Genomic DNA, 26147 nt, shown 5'->3' with positions numbered 1-26147 from the left:
TCACGGCCAGCGGACATGGTGGTTCGATAACAGTCAGATTCCATGACTGATGCTGAGTCTGACGCTTTCGCCCACCGGCGCTCCAGTGGCTTTGGACGCCTTGGCATCACGAATCAAGCGCGACAGATTATTGGGCGAGATAGGCAAGTCATTGACTCGCACACCGATGGACGCGAGCGCATTCGACACCGCATTTGCCAGCACCGCTCCGGTCGCCGAGATGCCCCCCTCCCCCGCACCCTTGACACCCAGCGGGTTGAGTTTCGAACGCGCTTCCTCGAGCGTTTCGGCCTCGAGGCTCGGAAAGTCCGTTGCCGTGGCAACCAGATAATCGGCGAGACTGCCGGTGAGGATCTGCCCTGTCTCGTCGTACACGAACTCTTCCAGGAAGGTGCCGCTCAAGCCTTGCAGCGAGGCACCGATGGTCTGCCCATGGACGATCATCGGATTGATGGCCCTGCCGATATCCTCGACGGTCAGGAAGCGGACCACGTCGACCATGGCGGTCTCCGGGTCGACGGCCACATGAGCGGCCTGCGCGCCGTAACTATAAGTGAGGGCGCTGTTCTTGTAGGTTCCGGTTGCCTGCAGTCGGTCGATCGTATCGGTCGCTTGAGCGGACTGTACGAGCTGCTCGAATGTCGCAACCGGCTCGGACTCACCCTTCCGAAAGATCGCGCCGCCGCGGTACTCGAGGTTGTCTCGCGCTTCGTTGTAGCGAAGCGATGCCAGGCTCAGGATTTCAGCGATCAGATTGTTCGCGGCGATGAAGACAGCACTGCCACCCTGCACGGCATTACGACTATGACCATGGCCATTGCCGTTTTCGACATAGTGGGTGCTGCCATGAAATATACGGAAGGAATCGTAGGGCAGGCCGAGTTGGTCGGCAGCGATCTGGGCCATGCTCGTTTCCAAGCCCTGGCCCGAGCTCGACGATCCGACGTACACCTCGACCTCGGTTGGCGACTTGACGACACAGCGGGCATCCTCCGACGGCCCCATGCCCGTCGAGTCCAGGTAGCAGCACACCGCCACGCCATGCCACTTGCCGTCGATCAACGTGCCGGACTTCGACTTGAGGTTGTCGTAGTCGAAGAGCTCCAGCGCGCGAGTGAGCGTTCGATGGTAGTCGCCGGTGTCATAGTCGCTCTCCGGGGAGAACGGCACGAGCTTGCCACCGTTGTAGGGCATCTGTTCGGCGCGAATGAGATTCTTGCGCCGGAACTCGATCGGATCCAGTCCCAGATCGGCGCACGCGAGGTCGAAAATGCGCTCACAAAAGAAATAGCCTTCGTACCGCCCTGGCCCTCGGTAGGTGCCAATGGGTGTCTTGTTCGTGACGACGACGTTCACTTCGCAGGCGTAATTGTCGATCTTGTACGGTCCGGGAATGAACTGTGCGGTCTTTGCCGGCACGACCGCGCCGCCGCCGCCGCCCGCATATGCACCAAGATCGGTGAACAAGCGGGCACGCATGCCCGCGATCGTGCCGTCCTGGTTGATCGCCAGCTCGACTTCGCAGCTCTGCTCGCGCGAGTGCTTGGTAGCGAGAATGTGCTCGCGTCGATCCTCGATGTATTTGACGGGCCGTTTCAACTTCATCGCCAGGAACGCGATGAGCAGATCTTCCGGATAGAAATGACCGCGCACACCGAAATTGCCGCCGGTGTCGTTCTCGACATAGACAATCTTTTCGCGGTCCATCCGCAGCATCTCGGCGAGCCGATCGCGCGTTCTGCGTGGGATCGCTGAAGCTCCCCAACACGTGAGCACACCCGTTGACTCATCCCACTGAGCCAGGTAGCCGCGGGTTTCCAGCGGCATCCCCGTGTGCCGGTGACAACGAAGGATCTCCTTACGCGTGTAGTACGCAGAGGCGAACGCGGCGTCGACGTCTCCTCGCTTCACATAGTAGTTTGATGCGAGATTTGTGCCTGCTTGCTCGTGCACCAGCACTTCGTTACGCAGCGCCTGATCGATCGTAGTGACCGCCGGACGCTCCTCGATGTTCAAATCGATGAGCTCCAGCGCGTCTTCAGCGATGTAGCGATTCTCGGCGACGACGATGGCAATCGGCTCACCGACGTAGCGCACGGTATCGGTCGCGATCGGCCATTGGAGGTATCGCTCATAGCCCGGTAACGTCATGTACTCGGGCATCGGAATTTTGGAGGCCACGCCTTCGAGATCTTTGGCAGTGATCACCGCGAGCACGCCGGGGTGTGCCAGTGCCGCCCGAGTATCGATCTTGTTCACTCGGCCATGCGCCAAGGTACTGCGCAACACCGCCGCGTGCACCATACCTGGCAATTTGAGGTCGTCGACATAGCAACCGCGACCGGTGAGGAATCTGGCGTCTTCGCGGCGCAGGACCGGCTGACCCACCAAGGGTGCGCTCGCATCGGTGCGGGAATGGATCTTCATCGGCGGCTACCCGCCTCGCACACACCACGCACGCCTTCGACCTCCCCTTCAATTGAGTCGTGATCGTCGCAGACGTGCACTTTCGACTGCGCCGTCGAGGCGACGCCGGGGCTCACGGGGATGACGATATTCAGCACGCTGTTCACATATTCGATGCTAGGGCGGATCGACACGGCGGTCAAGGCCGCCGTGGACGCGCTCCGGGAGAGTGGATTGCCCAGCGAATTCCGGCCGGAAAATCATCGCGAATCCCTACTCCTCTCGCCGGTCCGCTGACGCCCGCGACCGGGCCGTGCACCGATTCGCAGCACCCGAAAGCTACGCCACTTGACCGTCGTGACCGACGGCTCTATGGTCCACTATGTGCACATCGTGCTGTTTTCAGCACTGCACTCCCGCTCCTCATTGCCTGGATGACCTGAATCTCAGACCGAGCTTAGTCCATGATTGACGTCGTAATGGCCCCTGCACCAACTTTCCCAGGCACGAAGATGCCCACCACGCACCTCGTCGGTCTTACCCGAGAAGCGCCCTCGACGGCGAAAATGAAACTAATGTCATATCGAGCCGGCAATCGGGAGCTGCGCAATGGATTTTGATTTCACCGACGAGCAGCGCCTGCTCAAGGACAGCGTCGAGAGTCTGCTGAGCGATCAGTATGGCTTTACACAACGCAAAGCTGCGGCGGCACAACCGAAGGGCTGGAGCGAGCCGGTGTGGAAGCAGTTTGCCGACCAGGGACTGCTCGCGGCCCCTTTCGCCGAGGCGGATGGCGGCATCGGCGCCGGGCCCATCGAGACGATGATCATCATGGAGGCGCTGGGCCGGGCACTGTGCCTGGAGCCCTACCTCACCTCCATCGTGGTGGCTGGCGGATTTCTGAGGCACGGCGGGACGGATGCACAGCGTGCGGCTTACGTGCCGAGCCTCATCGACGGCTCGAAAACCATGGCGTTCGCTCAGCTCGAGAAGCACTCGCGCGACGATCTCAATGACGTGACCAGCACAGCAAAGCGCACGGGCGCCGGCTACATCCTCGACGGCCAGAAGTATGTAGTGTGGCACGGGGATAGCGCCTCGACACTGGTAGTCACCGCGCGCACGGCTGGTTCTCATCGCGACCACAAAGGCATCGGCGCGTTTCTCGTGCCTGCCGACGCACCGGGCGTCACGGTCAAAGGCTATTCGACCCAGGATTCGATGCGCGCCGCCGACATCTCCTTTGCAGGTGTCGAGGTCGGCCCGGATGCTGTTATTGGCAATCCGGAAAATGCGCTTCCAATGATCGAACGGGTGGTCGATGAAGCCCGGATTGCATTGTGTTGCGAGGCCGTCGGCGCCATGGACGAGGCACTGAAAATCACGGTGGAATATCTCAAGACCCGTCGGCAGTTCGGCGCGGCCATCGGATCGTTCCAAGCCTTACAGCACCGAGCCGCGGATATGTTCGTCGCGCTCGAACAGGCCCGCGGCATCGCCATGTACGCCGCCATGGCCACCGAACTGGAGCCCGGCGAGCGAAGCAAAGCCGTGGCGTCCGCCAAGGTGCAAATCGGGCGATCGGCCAGGTTCATCGGTCAACAATCCGTCCAGCTTCATGGCGGCATCGGTCTGACCATGGAGGCGCGCATCGGACACTACTTCAAACGCCTGACGATGATCGATAGCACGTTCGGGGACGCGGACTTCCACCTGAAGCGACTGGCAGCGCTGGGCGGTCCGCTCGCCGCATAATCGTCGCGCCCTTTTGTGATCGGTCTGGTAACCGGCAATGCATAACGCCCCCCTGGATCCTCTGCTGCCTCTGTTCGAGCGTGAACGCGATGCCGGCCGCGCCGTTGCGCTGGGCGTGCTCATAAACACCATCGGCTCGACGTACCGCAAACCAGGGGCGCTCATTCTCATCGCGGCCAGCGGAGAGTATGCCGGGTTGATTTCAGGCGGCTGCCTCGAAGGCGACCTCGGGCATCATGCCCGACGAGTGATAGACACCGGCGAGCCCAAGCTCGTGACATACGATACGCGCGGGACGGACGATGCACTGTGGGGCATCGGACTGGGATGCGAAGGAGCCATGGAAGTGTTGCTGCTGCGGGTCGGGCCGGACACACAATGGCAGCCTCTGGCACACCTCAGCCAGGCACTGCTCAGTCACACCCGGACCGCTGTCGGCATCGTCACCGAATCAGCGGACACGAATACGCCCGTCGGAACCGTCGTGGTTCCCAATGGAACACAAGGAGATCAGGTTCACTTCGCGTTACAGGACGCCGCGGAGCGCGCCGAGACGGGGTGGGCGAGCTCAATCTCTCCTTCGTGGAAACTGTTCGCGCTGCCGTTATGGCTTCCGCCACGTCTGCTGCTGCTCGGCGCCGGGCCCGATGCCATCCCCGTCGTCGATTTCGCCGCGCGCCTGGGATGGAAAGTCACACTTGCAGACCACCGTCCAGCCTATGCCCAGGCATCGCATTTTCCCGCTGCCGAGAACGTTGTGCTCACCCCGACCGATCGCGTCGGCGAGAACATCGATCTCGCGAGCTTCTCGGCTGCGGTCGTGATGAGTCACCATCTACCGTCGGACTTGGTTCACTTGCGAACGCTCGCGCATGCCAATATTCCTTACGTCGGCCTGCTCGGCCCGGCCCGGCGGCGCCAGCAGTTGATGAATGATCTTGGCAATCTGGCGCAGCGACTGCGTTCTCGCTTGCATAGCCCGGTGGGATTTGCGCTCGGCGGTCGAACACCGGAGTCCATTGCGCTTGCCATCGTCTCGCAGGTGCATGCTTTCGTGTTCAAAGGCTCGGCCTACCAGCCGCCTACTTCTTGAGGTGTCGGCGGGCGTTGCGACCTGAGCGGCGCTCGTCGAACAGCTCGATGAGCTGCTCCAGCAGCACCAGGGGAAGTCGCTCCACATCCCTGATGGTTACAGCCCGTTTGTAGTAACGCGAGACGTCATGACCGATGCCGATCGCCATCAGCTCGATATCGGACTGCGCCTCGATCCAGCCGATGACCGCGCGAAGATGCTCCTGCAAATAGTTGCCGGGGTTGACGCAGAGCGTTGCGTCATCGACCGGCGCGCCATCGGAGATCATCATCAGGATCCGTCGTTGCTCGGGTCGGGCGATGAGCCGCCGATGCGCCCACAACAACGCCTCGCCATCGATATTCTCCTTCAGCAGCCCCTCACGAAGCATCAATCCAAGGTTGCGCCGTGCTCGTCGCCAGGGCTCATCGGCTGATTTATAGACGATGTGTCGTAGATCGTTCAGCCGTCCGGGAAGGCGTGGCTCGCCACGCTTCCGCCAATCATCGCGTGACCGCCCGCCTTTACGCGCGGTAGTCGTAAACCCCAGAATCTCGACCTTGATACCGCCGCGCTCGAGCGTACGCGCGAGCAACTCCGCGGAAAGGGCGGCGAGCGCAATGGGCCGCCGACTCATGGAACCCGAGTTGTCGATCAACAGACTCACCACGGTATCGCGGTAGTCGATCTGCTTCTCACGTTTGTAAGGCAGATGATATAGCGGAGCGGCCACGATACGCGCCAAACGCCCCGCATCGAGGACACCCTCCTCGACTTCGAAATCCCAACTGTACGCTCGTTGGGCCATCAGCTGACGCAGCAGGCGATTCGCCAGACGCGCGGTCACCGATTCGATAGGACGCAGCTGTTGATCGAGCTGCTGTCGAAGCTGCAGCAACTCGCGGCCGTCACAAAGCTCGGCGGCCGCGACGATCTCGTCATATCGTGTGGTAAAGGCACGATAACTCGTGCGGGGTCCGCCGACGGACTCTCCCTGATGGCCCGGCGCAGCCGGCTCATGAGCGAACGAGTCGCCATCTGCGTCCTCGATCGATGGCTGCTGCTCGACTGCGCGCTCCCCCAACGCCTGCGCTTCACTAACGAAGCCACCGTCCGGCGTCCTCGCAACATCGGCATTCACAGGATCGAGAGACGGTTGATCGGCACCGAAGAAATTCTGCTCTTCACTCGTGCGGTCATCGGCATTCTCGATCCGCGAGGTATCCAGCCCCATCGACTCGAGAAGCCGATACGCTTCGGCTGCGAATGCCGCCTGGTCATGAAGGAGCTTGGGCAAGTGCCCCAAGGGCGATGGCGCCACTCGATCGTCGAGCCATTCCCGCCACAGTGAGGCAGCGCGCTTGGCGGGCGACGACGAGACTTCCCCAGTGAAGACTTGGAAGGCAATGACGCGAAGCGCATCGAGCAACGGCACCTCGGCTCTGGACCGAGCTCGATCAAGAGCGCGCTGCCTGCAATGCTCCTGAAGAACGTACTTGAGATTGTGAGCGACACCCGAAAAGCGCCGTGCTCCCAGAGATTCGCAGCGCGATTGCTCGAGCGCCTCGAATGCCGCGCGAGCCAAAGTATCTCCACGCACGTATCGTGCATGGATCTGCGGGTCGTGGTAACGAAGACGAAGTGCACAGGCATCCGCCATACCGCGAATGACAACAATGTCAGTCCGAGACGGAGGACGAGAGACAGGCGGGAGATTCACCTGCCCTTGAGCCACGCCGACGGGTTCCGCGGCAAATGTCACCGCCACTTCTGGCTGCCGCGCGATCGACCGAACGGCAAGCGTCGTCGCACGCTCGAATATCTCCACGTTAAGATCGAAGGTCATGATCGCTCGCAACTGCCACGTGCTATATGCGATGACTCCTCGTCAACTCTGCACGGCGCTCGCAGCTAGCTCCGTATCGAAGCAACGCTGAAACAGCTCGGCGATGGCGGGTCGATCCCCTTCATCACAGCGATTGAAGAACGACACGCGAAATGCGGTAGCCGCGTCACCGAAGATCTCGACGTTCTCGGCCCAGGAAATGACCGTGCGCGGCGACATGACCGTCGCGATATCTCCCTGGGCAAAGCTCTGGCGCGTCAGTCCCGCCAACGCCACCATGGCTCGCACCAGATCGCGTCGCTGAACGAGCGAGGGCACCTTGGCCAGGACGATGGCAACTTCTTCATCTTCCCGCAGGTAATTGAGCGTCGCGACGATGTTCCAGCGATCCAGCTGCGCCTGGTTGATCAACTGCGTGCCGTGGTACAGGCCGGTGGTGTCGCCGAGCCCCACGGTGTTAGCCGTCGCGAACAGGCGGAATGCCGGATGAGGCCGGATGACGCGATTCTGATCGAGCAAGGTGAGCTTGCCTTCCACTTCCAGGACTCGCTGGATCACGAACATCACATCGGGCCGACCGGCATCGTACTCGTCGAACACGAGTGCGCAGGCGTGCTGAAGCGCCCACGGCAGTAAGCCCTCGCGGTATTCCGTCACCTGCTTGCCATCCTTCACGACGATCACATCCCTGCCGATGAGATCGATACGGCTGATATGACTATCCAGATTGACGCGCAGACAAGGCCAATTCAACCGAGCGGCGATCTGCTCGATGTGGGTGGACTTGCCGGTGCCATGGAAGCCCTGCACGAGAACGCGCCGGTTGTGCGCAAAGCCCGCCAATATGGCGAGGGTGGTGTCGTTGTCGAAGCGGTACGCGGTGTCGATATCCGGCACGTGTTCGCTCACCTGCGAAAACGCGGGCACGCGCAGAAGAGTGTCGAGGCCGAACAGCTCTCGCACCGACACCGTTGTGTCAGGCAGAGCTTTCTCCCCTGCAGCCGAATACATTTCCATGATGTCTTCTACCCCGCCTCTCTTGCCCCCGCAAGGGCAGCCCATGAGTCCAGATCAGGTTCGAAGGACGACACGTCTGTCGTGCTAGATCCTCGACGTCTTCTGCGTATCACGCATACAGACATAGACCGACAGCGAGATAGCGACGCATCCGGTGACATACCAATAGAACCACGTCTCGTGCCCGATACTCTTGAACCACAGGGCAATGTACTCCGCCGTGCCGCCGAACAGAGATACCGCGATGGCATACGGCAATCCGACACCGAGAGCGCGGATCTCGACCGGAAACAGCTCGGCCTTGACCACTGCGCTGATGGAACTGTACAGCGACGAGATCAGCAGGGCCGTCATGATCAGAAAGAAAGCCGTCCAGGCGTCATGCGTGCGCTCCAATGTCGAGAGCAGCGGCACCGTCGAGAAGAGGGCCAGCACGCCGAAGACGATCAACATGGGCCGGCGTCCGACGCTATCGGAAATCGCCCCCATCAACGGTTGAAGCAACATGAAGATGAACAGACTTCCCGCGGAGACGAGCGTGGACTCGCCGGCGGTCAATCCGACCGTGTTCACCAGGTACTTCTGCATGTAGTTGCTGAACACATAGAAGTACAGCGTGCCCCCCATCGTAAGACCGACGACGGTGAACGTCTCACGCGGGTAACGCAGCAAGAGCTGCAGATGCCCTGCCTCGCCCGCTCGCTTTTTCCCCTGCTCGAAGGACTCGGTCTCCTGGAGATTGCGGCGCAGATATAACGCCACCAGCGCTGCCGCCGCTCCGATCAGGAAGGGTATCCGCCAGCCCCAGGAACTGAGTTGTTCGGCATCCAGAAACACGAACTGCAACAGCAGCAGCACCGCCAGCGCGAGCAACTGCCCCATGACGAGCGTCATGTACAGAATGCCGGAATAGAATCCGCGCTGCTCCGGGGTTGCTATCTCACTCATATAGGTGGCGCTCGTCCCATACTCGCCACCTACGCTGAATCCTTGCAGCACTCGCGCAAATACCAATAGGGTCGGTGCAGCGAGGCCAATGGTCGCGTAGCCCGGTGTCACGGCAATGATCAACGATCCGATACACATCAGGTTCACGGACAGCGTCAACGCCGCCTTGCGGCCGCGCCTGTCCGCATATCGCCCCATGATCCAGCCACCTACGGGACGCACCAGAAAGCCGACCGCGAAGATGGCCGCGACGTTCAGCAGCTTCGCAGTCTGATTGCCGTCGGGAAAGAACACATGTGCGAAGTAGATCGCGAAGGCGGAATAGGTATACCAGTCGTACCACTCCACCAGGTTACCGATCGATCCGCCGAAAACAGACGAAAACCGCCCGCGGCGGCGAGCGTCCCTCACAACCCCAGCACTGCCTTGGCGATGATGCCGCGCTGAATTTCGTTGGTGCCGCCGTAGATGGTCACGCTGCGCTTGTTGAAATAAGTAGGCGCGACCTGCCCCATCCAACTGCCGCCGTCATCGCCGCACTCTGTCGCGTAAGGTGCGGCAAACGGACCAACCACTTCCAACATCAGTTCCGTGGTCTTTTGCTGGATCTCGGAGCCCACAATCTTCAGGATGGCCGAAGCCGGATTGAACTTGCCCTTCTCCGCGCTCGACTCGGCAGCTACGACTCGCAGCTGGTTGATCTCCAGGGCCTTCAGCTCCACCTCCAACGCCGTGAGCTTTTCGCGGAATCGCCCATCCTCGATGAGCGGCCGTCCGCCTGCCAACGTCTTCGCAGCTAATTCCCTGATGCGACGAACGCGCTCCTTGGACATGCCGACGCGAGCGATGCTCGAACGCTCATGGCCCAACAGGAACTTGGCGTAGTCCCAACCCTTGTTGGGCTCTCCCACCAGATTCTCGGCCGGCACCCTCACATCGTCGAAGAACACTTCGTTGATCTCGTGTCCGCCGTCGATCGTCTGGATCGGCCGCACCGTGATGCCGGGCGTATTCATCTCGATGAGCAGGAACGAGATGCCGGCTTGTTTCTTGACCGTCGTATCGGTACGCACCAGACAGAAGATCCAATTCGCGTGTTGTGCGAAGGTGGTCCAGGTCTTCTGCCCGTTCACGACATAGACGTCGCCTTCGAGCTTCGCCGTGGTCTTGACCGCTGCGAGGTCGGATCCAGCGCCCGGCTCGGAGAATCCCTGGCACCACCAATCATCGAGGTTGGCAATGCGCGGCAGGAAGCGTTTCTTCTGTACTTCGTTGCCGAAGTTGTAAAGCACCGGGCCGAGCATATTGATTCCGAACCCCAGTTGCGGTGGCGCGGGTGTGAGTTGCATCTCCTCTCGGAAGATGTAGTGCTGCACGGCCGTCCACCCCGTTCCGCCCCATTCCTTCGGCCACGACGGAACCGCCCAGCCCCTGGCGTTGAGCGCGCGTTGCCAGGCTACGATCTCCTCCCGACTCAGCTCTCGGCCCTCGATCAGTTTGACTCGAGTCGTCGCAGGAACGGCGGCTCGGAAGAAGGCACGTACTTCTTCGCGGAACGCGATTTCTTCTTTGCTAAAGCTAAGATCCATCATCTCATCCTGTCAGGTAGTCGCGCTGAACGGGCGTCAATGGACGATCTCGAGCAGCGCCGCCGCGCCCATGCCACCGCCCACGCACATCGTAACGACTGCAAACCTGGCCTTGCGACGCCGCCCTTCGATCAGCGCATGGCCGGCCAGCCGGGCACCGGACATTCCGTAGGGATGGCCGAGCGCAATCGCTCCCCCATTGACATTGAGCTTGTTCGGGTCGATCCCCAAACGATCGCGGCAGTAGATCACCTGCACGGCAAACGCCTCGTTCAGCTCCCACAGATCGATGTCATCGACCGTCAAGCGGTGCCGTTTCAGCAGTCGCGGCACGGCCACCACGGGGCCGATGCCCATTTCATCTGGCTCGCATCCCGCGGCAACGAATCCGCGAAAGATACCCAGCGGCTTCAGGCCCACGTCAGCGGCGCGTGCATCGCTCATGACCACGCAGGCGCTGGCGCCGTCGGAGAGTTGGCTGGCATTGCCGGCCGTGACTGTTTTCCCCTCGCGCACCGGCTTCAACGCAGCCAGCCCGGCGGCGTCGGTCCGACGAGGCCCTTCATCCTGCGACAGTGTCACGTGCTGGTAGGAAATCTCGTTCGTCGCTTTATCGAGAACGCTCTTCCGCACGTTGATGGGCGCGATCTCATCGCTGAAACGCCCGGCCTCCAAAGCCGCCGCGGTGCGCCGTTGGCTTTCCAATCCATACTCGTCCTGGCTTTCCCTCGAGATCTTATAGCGCTCGGCCACGACCTCCGCGGTATCGATCATATTCATGTAGACATCGGGCTTGAGTTCCATCAGCGCCGGATCGACCACACGAAAGGTATTACGGTGTTCGTTTTGCACGAGGCTGACGGACTCCAGACCGCCCGCGACTGCAATCTCGACGCCGTCAAACGCGATGGAGCGGGCCACCATGGCGATCGCCTGCAACCCTGACGAACACTGCCGATCCACGGTCGCCGCGGCGGCCCCGACTGGTACACCGGCACGTAACAAGGCCTTGCGTGCCACGTTGCCGCCAGTCGTTCCTTGCTGGATCGCGCAGCCCATCACAACATCCTCGATTTGCGCGGGATCGAGGTGCGCACGCGCAATCGCCTCTGCGATGACGTGGCCACCGAGCGTCGCGCCGTCAGTATCGTTCAGAGCACCTCGAAAAGCTTTGCCGATAGGCGTGCGCGCAGTGGAGACGATGACAGCATCAACCATGAATTCACTCACTTAACCGTTGCAATCAAAACATCTCAGGATGTCAGCGCGCGTTCGCTACGATGGGAAACTAACCGAGCCAAGCCATCGTCTCACGCTGACGCGCCTCGAAAGCCGCGATGTCGCCTTCGTAGCTCAACGTGAGATTGATGTCATCGACCCCCTTGAGCAGACAATCCTTGCGGAACGAATCGACCGCGAAGTGATCGGTCTTGCCATCCGGACCGAGTACGGTCTGATTCGCCAGATCGATCGCGATGCGTGCACCGGGCGAGAAATGCAGCATCTCGCGGATCTGTTTCACCCGGTCGGCGTCGAGCCGAATCGGCAGCACACCATTTTGGAAGCAGTTGTTGAAGAAAATGTCACTGAAGCTTGGGGCAATGACTGTGCGAAAGCCGTTGTCGAGCAGCACTGTGACCGCACACTCACGTGACGATCCGCAGCCGAAATTTCGGTCCGCGACCATGATGCGGGCGCCGTTGTAGGATGGCTGATTGAGCACGAACTCGGGACGCGGCCGTCCCTCGTCGTCATAGCGCAGATCGTAAAAATAGATCTCCGCCTGAATCTGACGCGGTTCTCTGAGAAAACGCGCCGGGACGATTTGATCGGTGTCGACGTTCGGCTGATCGAGCGGGACCGCGATGGCCTCGAGCGTGGTAAAGGGCTGCATGACGACTCCTACACCGGTAGCTGGCGCACGTCGGTAAAGTGTCCCGTGATGGCCGCGGCGGCGGCCATCGCAGGGCTGACAAGGTGGGTGCGCACACCCGGCCCTTGCCGACCGACGAAGTTGCGATTCGAAGTCGAAGCGATCCGTTGTCCCGGCTTGCCTATGTCGCCATTCATGCCGACACACATCGAGCAGCCCGGCTGCTCACGCCACTCGAAATTGGCCTCGCGAAAGATCTGATCGAGCCCCTCGGCCTCGGCCTGGCGCTTGATCAGCCCCGAGCCTGCCACGACCCACGCCGGCACGGTCGCCTTGCGACCGCGCACGATGCGGGCAGCATCGCGCAGATCCTCGATGCGGCTGTTGGTGCACGAGCCGATGAAGACGCGATCAACCGGCAACTCATCCAAGCGAGTGCCTGGCGTCAGCCCCATGTAATCCAGGGCTCTTTGCATCGCTTCCTGCTTCGCGCTATCCGCAACCGAGGCGGGGTCGGGAACGCGAGCACTGATCGGCAACGCATCCTCGGGGCTGGTTCCCCACGTCATCATCGGCTCCACATCGGCGGCGGACAACCTCACTTCCCGATCGAACACTGCTTCAGCGTCACTGGGTAACGTCCGCCACAACTCCACCGCTGCGTTCCAATCGGCCCCCTTGGGCGCGAACGGACGGCCCTCAAGATAGGCGATTGTCTTATCGTCCGGCGCCACCATGCCGGCTCTCGCACCGGCTTCGATCGACATGTTGCAGACAGTCAGTCGCCCTTCGATGCTCAGGCTACGAATTGCGCTGCCCGCATATTCGATGACGTGGCCCACCGCGCCCGCCGCGCCGATCTTGCCAATAACGGCCAGGATCACGTCCTTCGCAGTGACACCAACGCCGAGTTGCCCATCGACGGTGACGCGCATGGCCTTCGGCTTGCGCTGCCAAAGACACTGAGTCGCCATCACGTGAGCAACCTCGGATGTCCCGATGCCAAATGCCAACGCGCCGAGCGCACCGTGGGTCGATGTGTGCGAGTCGCCGCACACCAACGTCAACCCCGGCTGAGTAATCCCCTGCTCGGGGCCGACGACATGAGCAATACCTTGCCGGGCATCCCCCAAACCAAATAGCGTCACACGATGAGCAGTCGTGTTCTCGCCGATCTGCTCGATCATTCGTTTGTGCCGTGGATCGACGATATCGTCGATGCGCCCACTGTCGCTGCGAACATAGTGGTCGGGAGTAGCGAACGACCGCTCCGGCCGCCTGACCTTGATATTCCGTTCGCGCAACTTTGCGAAGCCCATGGCCGAGCCATCGTGCATCAGATGCCGATCGATATAGAGCAGCGTGTAGCCGTCATCTCGATCGACGACGATGTGACGCCGCCAGATCTTCTCGAACATGGTCGCAGCAGTCATGGCAGCGTTCACTCGGTGGGAGATTTGAGCGGGGCTCGGAAAGCCGTGCGTCGCTCATCCCACTCGGCGGCACCGAAACGAGCGAAGGTTCTAACCGGCGCACTGGTGATGGGCGGAAACTTGTCTTCTTTGAGATCGGCCAGCAAGCGATCGCAGGTTTGAATGATGCCGACCAACAGTAGCCCCGGCACGATGGCAATCGCGTATCCGAGGGCCTCCGCCGTCTTCAGGTCGATCTCCGGCGTTTTGCCGCCGCGGACAATATTCAGCAGGCACGGCCCTTTGACGCGCTTCGGCACGGCCTCGATCTCCGCCATGCTCTGCGGCGCCTCGACGAACGCAACATCGGCACCGTTGGCAAGAGCCAGATTGGCGCGCTCCACCGCTTCATCGAAGCCCAGTACGGCCCGCGAATCGGTTCGCGCAATGACACAGAAGTCCTTCGACTTACGCGCAGCGGCGGCAGCTCGAATCTTTGCGATGTAGTCCTCGCGACTCACCATTTCCTTGTTGTCGAGGTGGCCGCACTTCTTCGGGAACACCTGATCTTCGATGTGAATCGCAGCAACCCCCGCGCGCTCGAACTCCTGCACGGTGCGGAACACATTCAGCTCGTTGCCGAAACCCGTGTCGCTGTCACTGATCAACGGCACATCGATGGAATTGACGATGCGGGTAGCGTTGGCGACCATTTCGGTCATCGTTGTCAACCCATAGTCCGGGTAACCGAGTGACATCGCAGTTCCCGCGCCTGTCATATAAACGGCCGGAAACCCCGCCTGCATAATTGTGCGTGCCGTAATCCCATCGAGGGCACCCGGGGCCACGATCATCTTGCCACTGGCCAACAACGACCGAAGTTTTGCGGCATTGCTCATGAGTTCTCTCGCTTCATTCCAACCGGGATACAGATCTCGTCGCGGGTCTAATAATAGCACGCCGTGCACATATTCGACCTTAGTGCGCCCAACGGTAGCGGTCAAGCCCTCGCCACCTGCCGTCGGGGGATGCCGGGCCCGCTACTACGGATCGATGCGCGCAGTTGCATGACCCGTCAGGACTTCCTTACCTTCCTGATTGACCGTGGCAATGGCGAGCTCCACGAAATCCTGGTCTCCAACCTTGTTGAGCTCGGTGACGGTGGCGGTCGCGGTCAACGTATCTCCCGGCCAGACCTGGCTCAGGAACCGGACCCCGAATTTCACCAGTCTGGCATCGCCTACATAGTTCGTGAGCATTCTGCCGGTCAGTCCCATGGTGAGCATGCCGTGGGCAAATACTCCCTTATGACCCGCGTAGACCGCGTAAACCTCATCGGAATGAATGGGGTTGTAGTCCCCGGAGGCGCCCGCGTATTGCACGATCTGAGTCCGCGTCAGATTCTCGACCACACACTCGCTATAAACGTCCGCGACCTTGAGTTGCGATGCTTTGAGGGCCATGCGTATTCTGTAATTGGACTGGCAGACAGAGAAACTTCAGGACTCGCTACTCGACACCGGCGTGACGAGGACGGCACGCGCCGTAACGACCAGCGCGCCGCCCTCGTCGCGGAACTCATGGATCCGTTCGCGAAAGACCAGCTTCCCGCCGCGTCTACTGGCCTTCTCCCACACCGCGCCATCTTTAGTCTGTCGCGTCAACACCTCGCCTGGCCGGATCGGCCGGACATAGGTGTACTCCTGTTCGGCATGCAGACTCGTGGCGGACGGCGGCCCGCTCTCGATACCGCTCGGCGTCGCTCCGGAGCCAAACCATTTCACTCCGGGCTTCGGGCGCAACCGATAGTCGGGATCGAACTGCGCCGCGGCCTCGGTGAAAGTAGGCGGCGCGATCAGACCGCCGGCTTCGGATCGCTCGGCCGCTTCTGCTTCAAAGTACACAGGATTGGTTTCGCCGATGGCGCGCGCGAACATCACTATGTGTGTAGCTTCGACGGGAAAACGGACCTTGGTCATCAGTCGAGGTCCTTACCATCCATGCCGGCATTGCGACGCGCCTTCGCCGCCATATCTTTCAAGACGGGGCCGAGCTCGACCGGATCGAGCAACGGCGCATGCTCCGGCCCGCGGTGCCAACCTTCCATGACCGAGAAAATTCCCATGCCGATCTGGATCACTCGTCCCGTGATCTCTTGGGAGTCTGCACTCGCGAGGTAAGTCACGACGGGCGCTATCCACTTTGGGTCGCCGGCCGCCTTCTGCTCCTCGGTTCGCTCACGCAACCCTTCGGTCATCCGCGTCACCGCACTTGGCGCGATCGCGTTGACAGTCACTCCGATGCGTGCGAGCTCTCGAGCAAGAATCACAGTAAGCGCAGCGATGCCAGCCTTGGCCGCGCCATAGTTCGATTGCCCCACGTTGCCGAACACACCGGAGGTCGAGCTGGTGTTGATGATTCGGGCGTTGACAGGTTTGCCGATCTCCTTGCTCTTCGCGCGCCAGTAGTCCACCGCATGGCGGCACGGCGCGAACGTACCTTTGAGGTGAACTTTGACGACGGCGTCCCATTCCTCTTCGCTCATGTTGACGAACATCCGATCGCGCAGGATGCCGGCATTGTTCACCAGCACGTCCAGGGTTCCGAACGTATCGACCGCTTGATCGATCATGCGCTTCGCCCCGGCCCAACTCGAGATGTCATCGCCATTCGCGACCGCTTCGCCGCCGGCGCTTTTGATCAGCGCCACCACCTCGTTGGCGGGGGAAAGATCGTTGCCAGTGCCATCGACGCTGGCGCCGAGATCGTTGACGACAACCTTTGCTCCGTGTTCCGCGAGCAGCAAAGCGTGGGCGCGCCCCACACCACGACCCGCACCGGTGACGATGGCCACGCGGCCTTCGCAAAGTCTCATAGGTATTGCCTTGTACAAATTGAATCAGAATTGCCGATGTCAGATGACCTGCGCCGAGGCTTGCGCCAACTTGGCGCTCTCCTCGTCGATCAGCACTTTTGCGAGCAGTTTGCCGGCCGGACTGCGCGGCAAGGAGTCGCGATACTCGACCGCCGCAGGCATTTCGTGCCGCCCCAGCCGATCCTTCAGAAACTCGCGCAGCTCATCGATCGGCAGCTCGCGCGCGCCCGGCTTGAGAGTGATAAACGCCTTGGCCGCCTGTCCGCGATAGAGATCGAAGACGCCGATGACGATGACCTCCCGCACGCCGGGATGTTCGTAAATGGCGTTCTCGATGGCTGCGGGATACACGTTGAACCCCGAGGAAATGATCATGTTCTTCTTGCGATCGACGATCGTGAACTGACCCTTCTCATCGATGCTGCCGATGTCGCCGGTGAGGAAATAGCCCGCCGCAAAGGCTTCGGCATTCACCTCGGGCCGGTTCCAGTATCCTTTGAAAACATTGGGTCCGCGCACGGCGATTTCGCCAACCTCGCCGACCCCCAGCTCGCGAGAGGAGTCATCGAGAGCCACGATCCGCATGTCGATGCCAGGATAGGGAATACCGATGAGCCCCGGCCTGCTCGGCTCTTCGGGGACCAGCCGAGTTCCGGCCGGCGAGGTCTCCGTCATCCCCCATCCGCCGAGAATGCGTCTGCCAATCTTCTGTTCGAGCCGCCGCTGGACGTCGCTCGGCATCGGAGCGCCGCCCGAGCGAGCATCCTTGAGGGCGCTCAGATCGCGCTTATCGATATCCGGCAGGTTCGCGATGGCGATCCACATCGTCGGCACGCCGGGCATGATGCTCGCCCTGTTGATTTCGATCTCACGAACGATGGCCTCTGCGTCAAAGCGAGGGAACAGCACGATCTCGTTGCCGTGGGCGAGATGCGAAAGCATGATTCCGGACAGGCCGAAGATATGAAACAGCGGAGCCACGCAGATCACCCGCTCCTCACCCGCTTTGAAGTCGGGCGCGGGATTGATGCCGTGATACATGGAAACAGCGGCAGTCAGGTTCGCATGCGTCAGCATCGCGCCCTTCGGCAGTCCCGTCGTGCCGCCGGTATATTGAAGAACGGCCAGATCATCGGGAGATAACGCCGGCCACGGCTCGCCCGTCGGCTCCACGAATAGCTCGAGCAGCGGTGTGATTCGTGAACTTCGCGGCACGGGAACGACGGCGGGGTCGCCGCCCCAATGAGCATCATCACCGACGAGGAGTTGCTCGATGGTTCCCTGCTCCAGGAGTTTTTGCGCGGTGGTCAGCAAATTCGCATGATTTGTCGTCACCAGCGCTTTCGCGCCTGCGTCCTTCATCTTGTGAGCAATCTCGCGTGGTGCGTCGAGTGGGCTCAGGTGCACCACGTGCGCCCCGAGTTTGGTCACCGCAAAGAACGAGATGGGATGGAACAGTGTATTGGGGAGATAGAGCGCGACAGCATCGCCCCGCCCGATGCCAAGCCGGCGCAACCCGGTGGCCAGCCGATCGACGTCCGCAGCAAGCTCGCGATAAGTCAGTGTAGTCGCACTATAGGTGACCGCGCGCTTCTCGCCCGACCGCGCTACCGCTGCATTTAGCAGATCGGCGAGTGTCGTGACCTTGATCGGCTCATGCCAGCGAGCAACCCAGGGGAATGCGATCGTCCAGGGACGGGCGGCGGTAGTTTGCATTTCAATGTGCTCCGGCGGCTGGCGGTTGACGGCTTGCCCGCAACAGCCCCTCTTGACTCACGGATGCCACGAGCGCCCCACTCCTCGAAAAGATCGAGCCACGCGTGAAGCCTCGGGAAAACGCCATGCTCGGACTGTCCTGACAGTAAAGCAGCCACTCGTCGGCGCGAAACGGGCGGTGAAACCACATGACATGATCGAGGCTTGCGCTCTGGTGCGATCCATCGAACAGACCGCGACCATGCTTGTGCAAGGCTACGTCGATCAGCGACATGTCCGAGGCATAGGCGAGAATCGACTGATGCAGCGGTAAGCCGTCCGGCAGAGCGCCTTTCGCGCGGATCCATAAGTACCGACCGTCGCCGTCCATCCTGCGCGTCACCATCGAATCGAGGTCGACAGGGCGAAACTCTATAGGACGATCCTCACGCAACAGTCGCTCCAGGACCGGCGGCAATCGGCCCTGAAATTTTTCGACCATCTGCTGGCGATCGGGCAGTCGTTCCGGCGGAGCGACGTCCGGCATCGCCAACTGATGCTCCGCGCCGCCCTCGCCCTCATGGAACGAGCAGTGCAACGAGAATATGGCCTCGCCAGCTTGCGACGCCAGCACGCGGCGCACCGAGAAGCTCTTACCGTCCCGAAGCGCTTCGACGTGAAAGTCGATCGGTAACGACGAGTTTCCCGCCCGCACGAAGTAACATTGCAGTGAGTGCAGCGTGCGCGCCTCCACCGTTCGATACGCGGCAGCGATGGACTGAGCAATCACTTGCCCGCCGAAGACGCGGTGCGGCTTTTCCAGGGGCTGACGGCCGCGAAAGGTGCCTTGTTCGATCCGATCGACGCTTAAAATAGAGACGAGTTCCTCGAGACCGGTCATGGGCGTGCGGACTACATCCCTGCCGCCGCGAGCTCCGGAATCACGATCTTTCCGGCTGCGACGATCGGCCGATCGTCGAGATACAGGCTGCACTTGCGCATGGGAATGTCGAGATGACAGGGCGTGTCGTTGGTGCCGCCGACTTCGGTGTTCGGCCCGGTCGAGAACAATACGTTTCCATAGTAGGAAAGCGCATTCATGATCCGCTCCTCGCGCAACCGGGGAGTCGCGAGCATGTGATACCAGGTGGCCCGCTCGTGCATGCCCCAACCGATGTGAGAAATGGCGTAAGCGCGCGGATCCTGAAAACTCTCGATGTAGTCTCGGAGCAGCGCGGCGTCGATGCCATTGCCTTCGATCGCCGTAACTCGGCCTTCCTTCACCGTCAGCTTCACCGGGTCCTGAATGTAACGTTTGAAGGCACACAGGATGTCGCCCGGCTGCACCACCACGGTACCGTCGATCTCGCCATCGTTGCCCTGCGTAAAAACAAATGCCGAGGGAAAGTGATCCCAGCGGCCCGGCGTGTCAGTGTAACCATATTGAGTCACTACCGGATATTGCTGAAGACGGTAGCGCAGATCTGTACCGGCCGCTGAAGTCACGCGCAGCTCTCGTGCGTTCTTGATCATCTGTTCGCCCAACTCCACGCGCCGCCGGTGGTCAGTGGTCGGAAACATTTGCTTCAAAATATGCATGGGCTCGCCCACGCGCAAAACGCGGGTTCCAGCGCTTTGGATTTCGATCTGTTCGGCGGAGAACAGCATTCCCATCAGGTCGATGACCATATCGGCGGACTTCAGTGCATCGATGGCCGCGCGATTGCCCGCCAGCGGCGTCTTGCCGTAGACACCGGCCCGGTTCGCCGTCGCATGATCCATGATGTCGACGTGAAAGACCGTGGCGCCGAGGCTACTCGCCGCAATCATGAACGTCTGCGCGTAGTCGTTCATGGCGCCGGCTGCCGTCAACACGGCGACCGTCTCTCCGGGCTGGACCTTGCAAAGCTCCAGCTCCGCCGTGAAGACGCGCAGCATTTCCACATCGATCATGTTGGCCAAGTCACTTACCCCAAACCGTCAGTCGGCCGTTGCCAGGCGCCCCCTCGTCCGGATTCGGGCCTTACGCCGCGTTCAACCTCTGGATCCGGGGCACGCCACCATGCGTGCGAGTATGAAAATGACATTCTCCTTTCGGCGAGTCAAGGGCAGAGCGTGAACCGGCCGCGCCCTATCTCATCCACTCACTCCACCGATACACAAATACTTGATTTCCAGGTAATCCTCGATGCCGTACCGGGAGCCTTCGCGACCGATGCCGCTCTGCTTTACGCCACCAAAAGGCGCCACCTCGGTAGAGATAATTCCTTCGTTGATCCCGACCATGCCGCTCTCCAGCGCCTCCGCCACGCGCCACACACGCGAGATGTCTCGGCTATAGAAATACGAGGCCAAGCCGAACTCTGTGGAATTCGCCAGCGCGATGACTTCTGCCTCCGTTTCGAATTTCACGAGCGGCGCCACCGGCCCGAATATCTCCTCGCGCATGACGAGCATGTCGGATTTCACGCCGGTCAACACCGTCGGCATATAGAAGTAGCCGTCGCATTCGAAGCGCTTGCCGCCCACCAATGTGGTGGCGCCCTTGCTGACAGCATCCCGCACGTGTTGTTCGACCTTTGCGACGGCCTGCTCACCAATCAGCGGTCCGATGACAGTGCCCGATTCCAAGCCATCGCCTATCTTCATCCTGGACACGCGGTCCGCCAGGCGCTCGGCGAAGCGTTCGTAGATGCCGCTCTGAACATAGATTCGATTGGCACACACGCACGTCTGACCGGCATTCCGGTACTTCGATGCGATGACACCGTTGATGGCTGCATCCAGGTCCGCGTCGTCGAACACGATGAACGGTGCGTTGCCGCCCAACTCGAGGGAAACTCGCTTTACCGTGCCTGCACACTGCGACATCAGCAGTTTTCCCACCGCCGTGGAGCCCGTGAAACTCACTTTCCGTACCAGAGGATTGCTGGTGAACTCGCCGCCGATCGGCTCCGGATCGCCAGTGACGACAGAAACAACGCCGGGGGGCAAGCCAGCGCGCTCGGCGAGAACGCACAAGGCGAGCGCCGAAAACGGAGTCAGCTCGGATGGCTTGATGACCATCGTGCACCCGGCCGCCAGCGCCGGGCCAAGCTTGCGCGCGATCATCGCAGTCGGAAAATTCCACGGCGTAATCGCAGCTGTGACGCCGATCGACTGCTTCAGCACTAACAGGCGTTTGTCCGTTGCGTGAGTTGGAATGACGTCGCCGTAAGCGCGCTTGCCCTCCTCGGCGAACCATTCGATGAATGCCGCAGCGGATGCAATCTCACCACGGCTTTCAACTAGCGGTTTACCTTGCTCGATCGTCATGAGCACCGCGAGATCTTCCTGATTTGCCAGGATCAGATCGAACCATTTGCGCAAGAGTTGGGCACGGTCCTTCGCGGTGCGCGCGCGCCAGTGCGGCAGTTGCTTGTTTGCTGCTTCGATCGCTTCGCGCGCTTCCAGGGCTCCGCAGTTGGGCACTGTGCCGATCAGCCGACCGTTAGCCGGATTGAAAACCTGCTTCACCGCATTGCCCGCGGCCTGCACCCAACGGCCACCGACAAAGGCCTGCTGGCAAAACAAACTGGAATCGCGAAGATTGAGCGCGCCCTGCGGGACAGCGGCCATTCGAATGCTCCGATTGAGAATTGATCGCGCGTGGAATGCCGGCCGTCAGGAATGCCGGCTACCCATGACGCCCAGCGGGCACTTACACGGAATCGTGCCGAATCCCGAACTTCGCCCCAGCGCCAGTCTCGGGTCGATTGGAACCGCCCGCCTTGGCTTGTCGTATCAAGCGGGACAGATTGTTCGGTGATATGGGCAAGTCGTAGACCTGTACGTTCAGCGATGAGAGTGCATTGGAGACGGCATTGGCCAGCACCGCACCCGTTGTGGAAATAGCCCCCTCGCCCGCCCCCTTCGCGCCGAGCGGGTTGGATTTCGCTGGGGCATTCTGCAGGGTCTCGGCCTCGACGCTCGGAAAATCCGTGCTCGTGGCGACCAGGTAGTCCGCAAAGCTTCCGGTCAGGAGTTGACCGGAAGCGTCGTAGACGAACTCGTCCAGAAACGTTCCGCTCAGCCCCTGAACCGCCGCGCCGATCGACTGACCGTGGACGATGAGCGGATTCAATGCCCGCCCGACATCCTCCACCGTCAAGAAGCGCTCCACTTCGACGACGGCGGTTTCTGGATCCACGGTGACGTGAGCGACCTGCGCCCCGTAGCTGTAGGTCAGCGCACTGTTGACATATTTTCCTGCCGCTTGCAGCAGATCTTCACGGCCAAGGTCGGTTGCAACGACCCGGACCAACTCATCGAACGTGGCCAGCGGCACCTGTTCCTTTTTGCGGAAAACGGCGCCATTGCGATACTCGAGATGCTCCGCCGGTTCGTTGAAACGCAACGCTGCGGCATCCAGCAACTGTTTGATCAGATTGTTTACTGCGATGAACACCGCGCTTCCGCCCTGTACAGCTGCGCGGCTGTGGCCGTGCCCGTTGCCGTTGGCAACGTAGTTGGTGCTGCCGGCGAATACCTGTATCAGATCGTAAGGCACCCCAAGCTGATTAGCCGCCACTTGCGCCATCGTCGTTTCGACTCCCTGCCCGTTGGCGGAGGTGCCGACGAACAGCTCAATCTGCTTGGGCGACTTGACGACGATTCGTGCTTCTTCGGAAGGCCCCATGCCGGTGGAATCGACGTAGGCGGACGCCGCAACCCCGTGCAGCTTGCCGTCGATCATTTTTCCCGATTTGGCTTTCAGCGCATCGTAGTCGAACAGCTTGAGCGCGCGCTCGAATGTTTCCAAATAGTCGCCGGTATCGTAGGGGCTTTCGCCCAGATAAGGGACCAGCACACCGCCGTTGTACGGCATGTCCTCCGCGCGGATGAGATTGTTCTTGCGAAACTCGATCGGGTCCAAACCCAGATCTTTCGCAACGATGTCTAGCAGCCGCTCGATGAAGAACCCAGCCTCATAGCGGCCAGGACCACGGAAAGCGCCGACCGGAGTCTTGCAAGTGACGAGCACACTCAGCTCACACTTATAGTTATCGATCTTGTAAGGCCCCGGAATGAACTGCACGGTCTTTGCCGGCGGCACGGCCGAGCCGCCACCCGTCGCATAGGCGCCGAGATCGCAGAACACGCGCGCACGCAGGCCCGCAATCTTGCCATCCTGGTTGACGGCAATTTCGAGTTCGGCGCTGAGCTCGCGCGAATGGTTGGTGGCCATCATGTTCTCGCGCCGATCCTCGATGAACTTCACGGGTCGTCCCAGGCGCATGGCCAGAAACGCCACCATTAGATTCTCGGGATAGAAATGTCCGCGAGTGCCGAAATTGCCGCCGGTGTCGTTCTCGATCAGCGTGACATCTTCCCGGTTCAGCTTGAGCATCGAAGCCAGCGTGTCCCGCGTCTGCCACGGCCGCTTGTTTGCTCCCCAGCAGGTCATCTTGCCGGCAACCGGGTCCCACTGAGCCACATAGCCACGCGTCTCGAGCGCCATGCCCGTGTGACGATGAACCCGGAAGACTTCTTTGCGCGTGTAGTGAGGATTCTGAAATGCCTGGTCCGCGTCCCCGCGCCCGACGACATAGTGACATGCGAGGTTGGTGCCGACCGATTCGTGCAGCACGACTTTGTCAGTCAACGCTTCATCGATATTCGTGACCGCATCGAGCACTTCGAAATCGATTTCCACCAAACCGCAGGCGTCCTCGGCCAGGCTGCGCGTTTCGGCCACCACCGCCACGATCGGTTCGCCGACAAAACGCACGAAATCTTTTGCAATCGGCCACTGCAGAAATCGGTTGTAGCCCGGCATCACCCACGTGTCCGACACGGGCATGTGATGGGCGTAGCCCTCCACATCCTCTGCGCTGATCACCGCCAACACACCCGGCGCTGCACGCGCAGCCGTCTTGTCGATGCTGCGGATTCTTGCGTGACCGACCGGGCTGCGCAGAACCGCCATGTGCACCATGCCCGGCAGCTTCAAATCGTCCACAAAGCGGCCGCGCCCGGTCAGAAGACGCTCGTCTTCACGCCGCGGAACCGGCTGACCGAGGACCGGGGCCGTCGAATCGAAGGATGCATGGTGGGTCACAATCAGCTCCTGTCGCACTCGCCTGAAGCGAGCACATCTACCAGTCGGGACAGTATAGCGCGTACGGCTATGGGAATGTCATTCTCATCTTGACAACGCAGCGAACGAGCGCGGATGCTTGCAACACAATTTTTCAGCTGGTGTGGGGCATGGGAGTCAAGAAGCGCGTTCTGATCGCTGGCGCAGGCATCGGTGGGCTGACGGCGGCATTGGCCTGTCTCGACAAGGGGCTGGACGTCGAAGTCTTCGAACAGACCGCGCAGTTGGGCGAGGTCGGCGCCGGCGTACAGATCAGCCCCACCGGGCTGCGGGTGCTGTTCGCACTGGGCCTGAAAGAACAGATCGAGTCTGTCTGGGTCCTGCCTCAAGGGCGGGAAATGCTGGTGTGGAACACGGGATATCGGGCCTCCACGCCGACGTTAACTTCTTATCTGGTCGAACGCTACGGCTTCGCGAACATCTACATCCACAGGGCCGACCTGCACGATATCCTGGTCAAAGCCGTTCGGAGCAAGAAGCCCGACGCCATTCACCTCAATGCGCGAGTCCGCGGCTTCGAACAGTCCGAGCGCTCCGCTACGGTCATTCTCGAAGACGGCAGAACGTTCTCCGGCGATGCGCTGATCGGTGCCGACGGCCTGCACTCACGAGTTCGCCGGCAGATGTTCGGTGAAACGCCGGCGAAATTTACCGGCTGCATCTCGTGGCGAGGCATCGTTCCGATGGACTGCCTCCCCGAAAAGGACCGGCTGCGCGGCACACAGAACTGGATGGCTCCTAACGGTCACTTCGTCTGCTACCCGATCCGCCGTGGTCAGCTCATCAATATCGTGGGACACATCGAGCGCAACGACTGGCAGGTGGAGTCGTGGATCGAGAAAGGCAGCCTGGCAGAAATCAGCGCCGACTTCGCCGGTTGGCACGAGCAGATCCAGACCCTGATTCGCAACATCGACACGCCTTACAAGTGGGCGCTATTCCTCCGTCCGCCCATGAAGGAGTGGTCAGTCGGTCGTGTGACCTTGTTGGGAGATGCGTGTCATCCGACGCTGCCCTATCTCGGCTTCGGCGCCAATATGGCCATCGAGGATGGCTACGTGCTGGCCCGCTGTCTGCAGCAGCATGGGGATCAAGTGCAAGCCGCATTGAAGCGTTATGCAGAGCTGCGCATACCGCGGACCACCGAAATCGTGGAGGCCTCGGGCGCGAATCAGCACCGCCTGCACCATCCCGATCTCGCGGACCCGGAAAAAGCGAGCAAGTACATCGACACAGAGTCGGCGAGACAACTCGACCTGCGCGATTGGCTGTACAGCTACGACGCTACCTCGGTAGCCGTCTAGACCTGCCCGCGCGGGCGCGCGCGCAAGTCTTCCGCAGCCATCGATTTGAGCTTTCCCAACAGGATGGGTTGCCCCCCGGCCTGTCCTGCTTTTTTAGCGTCCGCGACCGATCTCGCATGCTTGCTCGGGCGCCGTTGAAAGGCCCGTCTATGCACAATTCGATGCTGTCGGCTTCCCCCACGACACCTCTGCGATGCCCGGGACCTCGGTCATCCT

20 protein-coding genes and 1 pseudogene are annotated in these 26147 nt (G+C 61.0%); 4 read left to right on the top strand and 17 right to left on the bottom strand.

Features of this window, described 5'->3' with window-relative positions:
* Positions 1 to 33 precede the first annotated feature (33 nt).
* The gene (locus EKO19_RS36945; protein ID WP_129782451.1) at positions 34 to 2427 is read right to left on the bottom strand and encodes a xanthine dehydrogenase family protein molybdopterin-binding subunit; all 2394 of its coding nucleotides are present in this window, start codon (positions 2425 to 2427) and stop codon (positions 34 to 36) included.
* A gap of 588 nt (positions 2428 to 3015) precedes the next feature.
* Between EKO19_RS36945 and EKO19_RS36940 the strand changes: the two genes are divergently transcribed.
* The 3 genes and pseudogenes from EKO19_RS36940 to EKO19_RS36935 all read left to right on the top strand — a co-directional run bounded on the left by EKO19_RS36940 (position 3016) and on the right by EKO19_RS36935 (position 5254).
* The gene (locus EKO19_RS36940) at positions 3016 to 4161 is read left to right on the top strand and encodes an acyl-CoA dehydrogenase family protein (RefSeq protein ID WP_129782450.1); all 1146 of its coding nucleotides are present in this window, start codon (positions 3016 to 3018) and stop codon (positions 4159 to 4161) included.
* A 37-nt stretch (positions 4162 to 4198) separates the two neighbouring features.
* Positions 4199 to 4435 (top strand): annotated as a pseudogene (locus EKO19_RS40130) (XdhC family protein); the annotation flags it as partial.
* Positions 4436 to 4501: 66 nt separating this feature from the next.
* Positions 4502 to 5254 carry an XdhC family protein gene (locus tag EKO19_RS36935; RefSeq protein WP_246039037.1) on the top strand — a complete coding sequence of 251 codons (753 nt, stop codon included), beginning with the start codon at positions 4502 to 4504 and terminating at the stop codon, positions 5252 to 5254.
* Here the strand turns inward: EKO19_RS36935 and EKO19_RS36930 are convergent.
* The 16 genes from EKO19_RS36930 to EKO19_RS36855 form a co-directional block, all read right to left on the bottom strand.
* Positions 5244 to 7079 (bottom strand): cobaltochelatase CobT-related protein, encoded by a 1836-nt coding sequence (locus tag EKO19_RS36930; RefSeq protein WP_129782448.1) that lies wholly within the window; start codon positions 7077 to 7079, stop codon positions 5244 to 5246. The genes EKO19_RS36935 and EKO19_RS36930 overlap by 11 nt on opposite strands.
* A 42-nt stretch (positions 7080 to 7121) precedes the next feature.
* Positions 7122 to 8096: an AAA family ATPase gene (locus EKO19_RS36925; protein ID WP_129782447.1), complete on the bottom strand. Its 975-nt coding sequence runs from the start codon at positions 8094 to 8096 to the stop codon at positions 7122 to 7124.
* An 84-nt stretch (positions 8097 to 8180) separates the two neighbouring features.
* On the bottom strand, positions 8181 to 9455 hold the full coding sequence (locus tag EKO19_RS36920) for an MFS transporter (protein WP_129782446.1): 1275 nt from the start codon (positions 9453 to 9455) through the stop codon (positions 8181 to 8183).
* Positions 9452 to 10633: a pimeloyl-CoA dehydrogenase large subunit gene (pimC, locus tag EKO19_RS36915; protein WP_129782445.1), complete on the bottom strand. Its 1182-nt coding sequence runs from the start codon at positions 10631 to 10633 to the stop codon at positions 9452 to 9454. The genes EKO19_RS36920 and pimC overlap by 4 nt, the downstream gene beginning before the upstream one ends.
* Before the next feature lie 36 nt (positions 10634 to 10669).
* Entirely contained in the window at positions 10670 to 11851 is a 1182-nt protein-coding gene (locus EKO19_RS36910) for an acetyl-CoA C-acyltransferase (protein ID WP_129782444.1), read from the bottom strand.
* A 70-nt stretch (positions 11852 to 11921) separates the two neighbouring features.
* Positions 11922 to 12527, bottom strand: a complete 606-nt coding sequence (gene leuD / locus EKO19_RS36905) for a 3-isopropylmalate dehydratase small subunit (RefSeq protein WP_129782443.1) — start codon at positions 12525 to 12527, stop codon at positions 11922 to 11924.
* 8 nt (positions 12528 to 12535) lie between these two features.
* Positions 12536 to 13939, bottom strand: a complete 1404-nt coding sequence (gene leuC, locus EKO19_RS36900; RefSeq protein ID WP_129782442.1) for a 3-isopropylmalate dehydratase large subunit — start codon at positions 13937 to 13939, stop codon at positions 12536 to 12538.
* A gap of 8 nt (positions 13940 to 13947) precedes the next feature.
* Positions 13948 to 14817, bottom strand: coding sequence for an isocitrate lyase/PEP mutase family protein (locus tag EKO19_RS36895; RefSeq protein ID WP_129782441.1), 870 nt, complete (start codon positions 14815 to 14817; stop codon positions 13948 to 13950).
* Positions 14818 to 14961: 144 nt separating this feature from the next.
* Entirely contained in the window at positions 14962 to 15381 is a 420-nt protein-coding gene (locus EKO19_RS36890; protein WP_129782440.1) for a MaoC/PaaZ C-terminal domain-containing protein, read from the bottom strand.
* A 36-nt stretch (positions 15382 to 15417) separates the two neighbouring features.
* Positions 15418 to 15897 (bottom strand): FAS1-like dehydratase domain-containing protein, encoded by a 480-nt coding sequence (locus EKO19_RS36885; RefSeq protein ID WP_129782439.1) that lies wholly within the window; start codon positions 15895 to 15897, stop codon positions 15418 to 15420.
* Positions 15897 to 16793: an SDR family oxidoreductase gene (locus EKO19_RS36880; RefSeq protein WP_129782438.1), complete on the bottom strand. Its 897-nt coding sequence runs from the start codon at positions 16791 to 16793 to the stop codon at positions 15897 to 15899. The genes EKO19_RS36885 and EKO19_RS36880 overlap by 1 nt, the downstream gene beginning before the upstream one ends.
* Positions 16794 to 16832: 39 nt before the next feature.
* On the bottom strand, positions 16833 to 18509 hold the full coding sequence (locus EKO19_RS36875; protein ID WP_129782437.1) for an AMP-binding protein: 1677 nt from the start codon (positions 18507 to 18509) through the stop codon (positions 16833 to 16835).
* Between the two features lies 1 nt (position 18510).
* Complete coding sequence (locus tag EKO19_RS36870) at positions 18511 to 19389, bottom strand: acyl-CoA thioesterase (RefSeq protein WP_129782436.1); 879 nt, start codon at positions 19387 to 19389, stop codon at positions 18511 to 18513.
* 11 nt (positions 19390 to 19400) lie between these two features.
* Positions 19401 to 20441: a M29 family metallopeptidase gene (locus EKO19_RS36865; RefSeq protein WP_129782504.1), complete on the bottom strand. Its 1041-nt coding sequence runs from the start codon at positions 20439 to 20441 to the stop codon at positions 19401 to 19403.
* A 183-nt stretch (positions 20442 to 20624) separates the two neighbouring features.
* Complete coding sequence (locus EKO19_RS36860) at positions 20625 to 22106, bottom strand: NAD-dependent succinate-semialdehyde dehydrogenase (protein WP_129782435.1); 1482 nt, start codon at positions 22104 to 22106, stop codon at positions 20625 to 20627.
* Between the two features lie 82 nt (positions 22107 to 22188).
* Positions 22189 to 24588: a xanthine dehydrogenase family protein molybdopterin-binding subunit gene (locus tag EKO19_RS36855; RefSeq protein WP_129782434.1), complete on the bottom strand. Its 2400-nt coding sequence runs from the start codon at positions 24586 to 24588 to the stop codon at positions 22189 to 22191.
* Positions 24589 to 24737: 149 nt separating this feature from the next.
* Here EKO19_RS36855 and EKO19_RS36850 point away from each other — a divergent pair, with 149 nt between their 5' ends.
* A complete protein-coding gene (locus EKO19_RS36850) occupies positions 24738 to 25931 on the top strand; it encodes an FAD-dependent monooxygenase (RefSeq protein ID WP_129782433.1) in 1194 nt (397 codons plus the stop codon).
* The last annotated feature ends 216 nt before the right edge of the window (positions 25932 to 26147 follow it).

This window comes from Peristeroidobacter soli (assembly GCF_004138485.1).
Taxonomy (GTDB): Bacteria; Pseudomonadota; Gammaproteobacteria; order Steroidobacterales; family Steroidobacteraceae; genus Steroidobacter; species Steroidobacter soli.
The sequence above is the reverse complement of the archived record's forward strand: the minus strand, read 5'-3'. Positions and strand labels throughout refer to the sequence as shown.

Coding starts and splice junctions, on each gene's coding strand:
- EKO19_RS36865 (WP_129782504.1), bottom strand. CDS start 20,441: ATGATCGATGTGGAAATGCTGCGCGTCTTCACGGCGGAGCTGGAGCTT.
- EKO19_RS36850 (WP_129782433.1), top strand. CDS start 24,738: ATGGGAGTCAAGAAGCGCGTTCTGATCGCTGGCGCAGGCATCGGTGGG.
- EKO19_RS36925 (WP_129782447.1), bottom strand. CDS start 8,096: ATGGAAATGTATTCGGCTGCAGGGGAGAAAGCTCTGCCTGACACAACG.
- EKO19_RS36935 (WP_246039037.1), top strand. CDS start 4,502: ATGGAAGTGTTGCTGCTGCGGGTCGGGCCGGACACACAATGGCAGCCT.
- leuD (WP_129782443.1), bottom strand. CDS start 12,527: ATGCAGCCCTTTACCACGCTCGAGGCCATCGCGGTCCCGCTCGATCAG.
- EKO19_RS36895 (WP_129782441.1), bottom strand. CDS start 14,817: ATGAGCAATGCCGCAAAACTTCGGTCGTTGTTGGCCAGTGGCAAGATG.
- leuC (WP_129782442.1), bottom strand. CDS start 13,939: ATGACTGCTGCGACCATGTTCGAGAAGATCTGGCGGCGTCACATCGTC.
- pimC (WP_129782445.1), bottom strand. CDS start 10,633: ATGGATCTTAGCTTTAGCAAAGAAGAAATCGCGTTCCGCGAAGAAGTA.
- EKO19_RS36930 (WP_129782448.1), bottom strand. CDS start 7,079: ATGACCTTCGATCTTAACGTGGAGATATTCGAGCGTGCGACGACGCTT.
- EKO19_RS36940 (WP_129782450.1), top strand. CDS start 3,016: ATGGATTTTGATTTCACCGACGAGCAGCGCCTGCTCAAGGACAGCGTC.
- EKO19_RS36945 (WP_129782451.1), bottom strand. CDS start 2,427: ATGAAGATCCATTCCCGCACCGATGCGAGCGCACCCTTGGTGGGTCAG.
- EKO19_RS36875 (WP_129782437.1), bottom strand. CDS start 18,509: ATGCAAACTACCGCCGCCCGTCCCTGGACGATCGCATTCCCCTGGGTT.
- EKO19_RS36880 (WP_129782438.1), bottom strand. CDS start 16,793: ATGAGACTTTGCGAAGGCCGCGTGGCCATCGTCACCGGTGCGGGTCGT.
- EKO19_RS36910 (WP_129782444.1), bottom strand. CDS start 11,851: ATGGTTGATGCTGTCATCGTCTCCACTGCGCGCACGCCTATCGGCAAA.
- EKO19_RS36890 (WP_129782440.1), bottom strand. CDS start 15,381: ATGGCCCTCAAAGCATCGCAACTCAAGGTCGCGGACGTTTATAGCGAG.
- EKO19_RS36860 (WP_129782435.1), bottom strand. CDS start 22,106: ATGGCCGCTGTCCCGCAGGGCGCGCTCAATCTTCGCGATTCCAGTTTG.
- EKO19_RS36885 (WP_129782439.1), bottom strand. CDS start 15,897: ATGACCAAGGTCCGTTTTCCCGTCGAAGCTACACACATAGTGATGTTC.
- EKO19_RS36870 (WP_129782436.1), bottom strand. CDS start 19,389: ATGACCGGTCTCGAGGAACTCGTCTCTATTTTAAGCGTCGATCGGATC.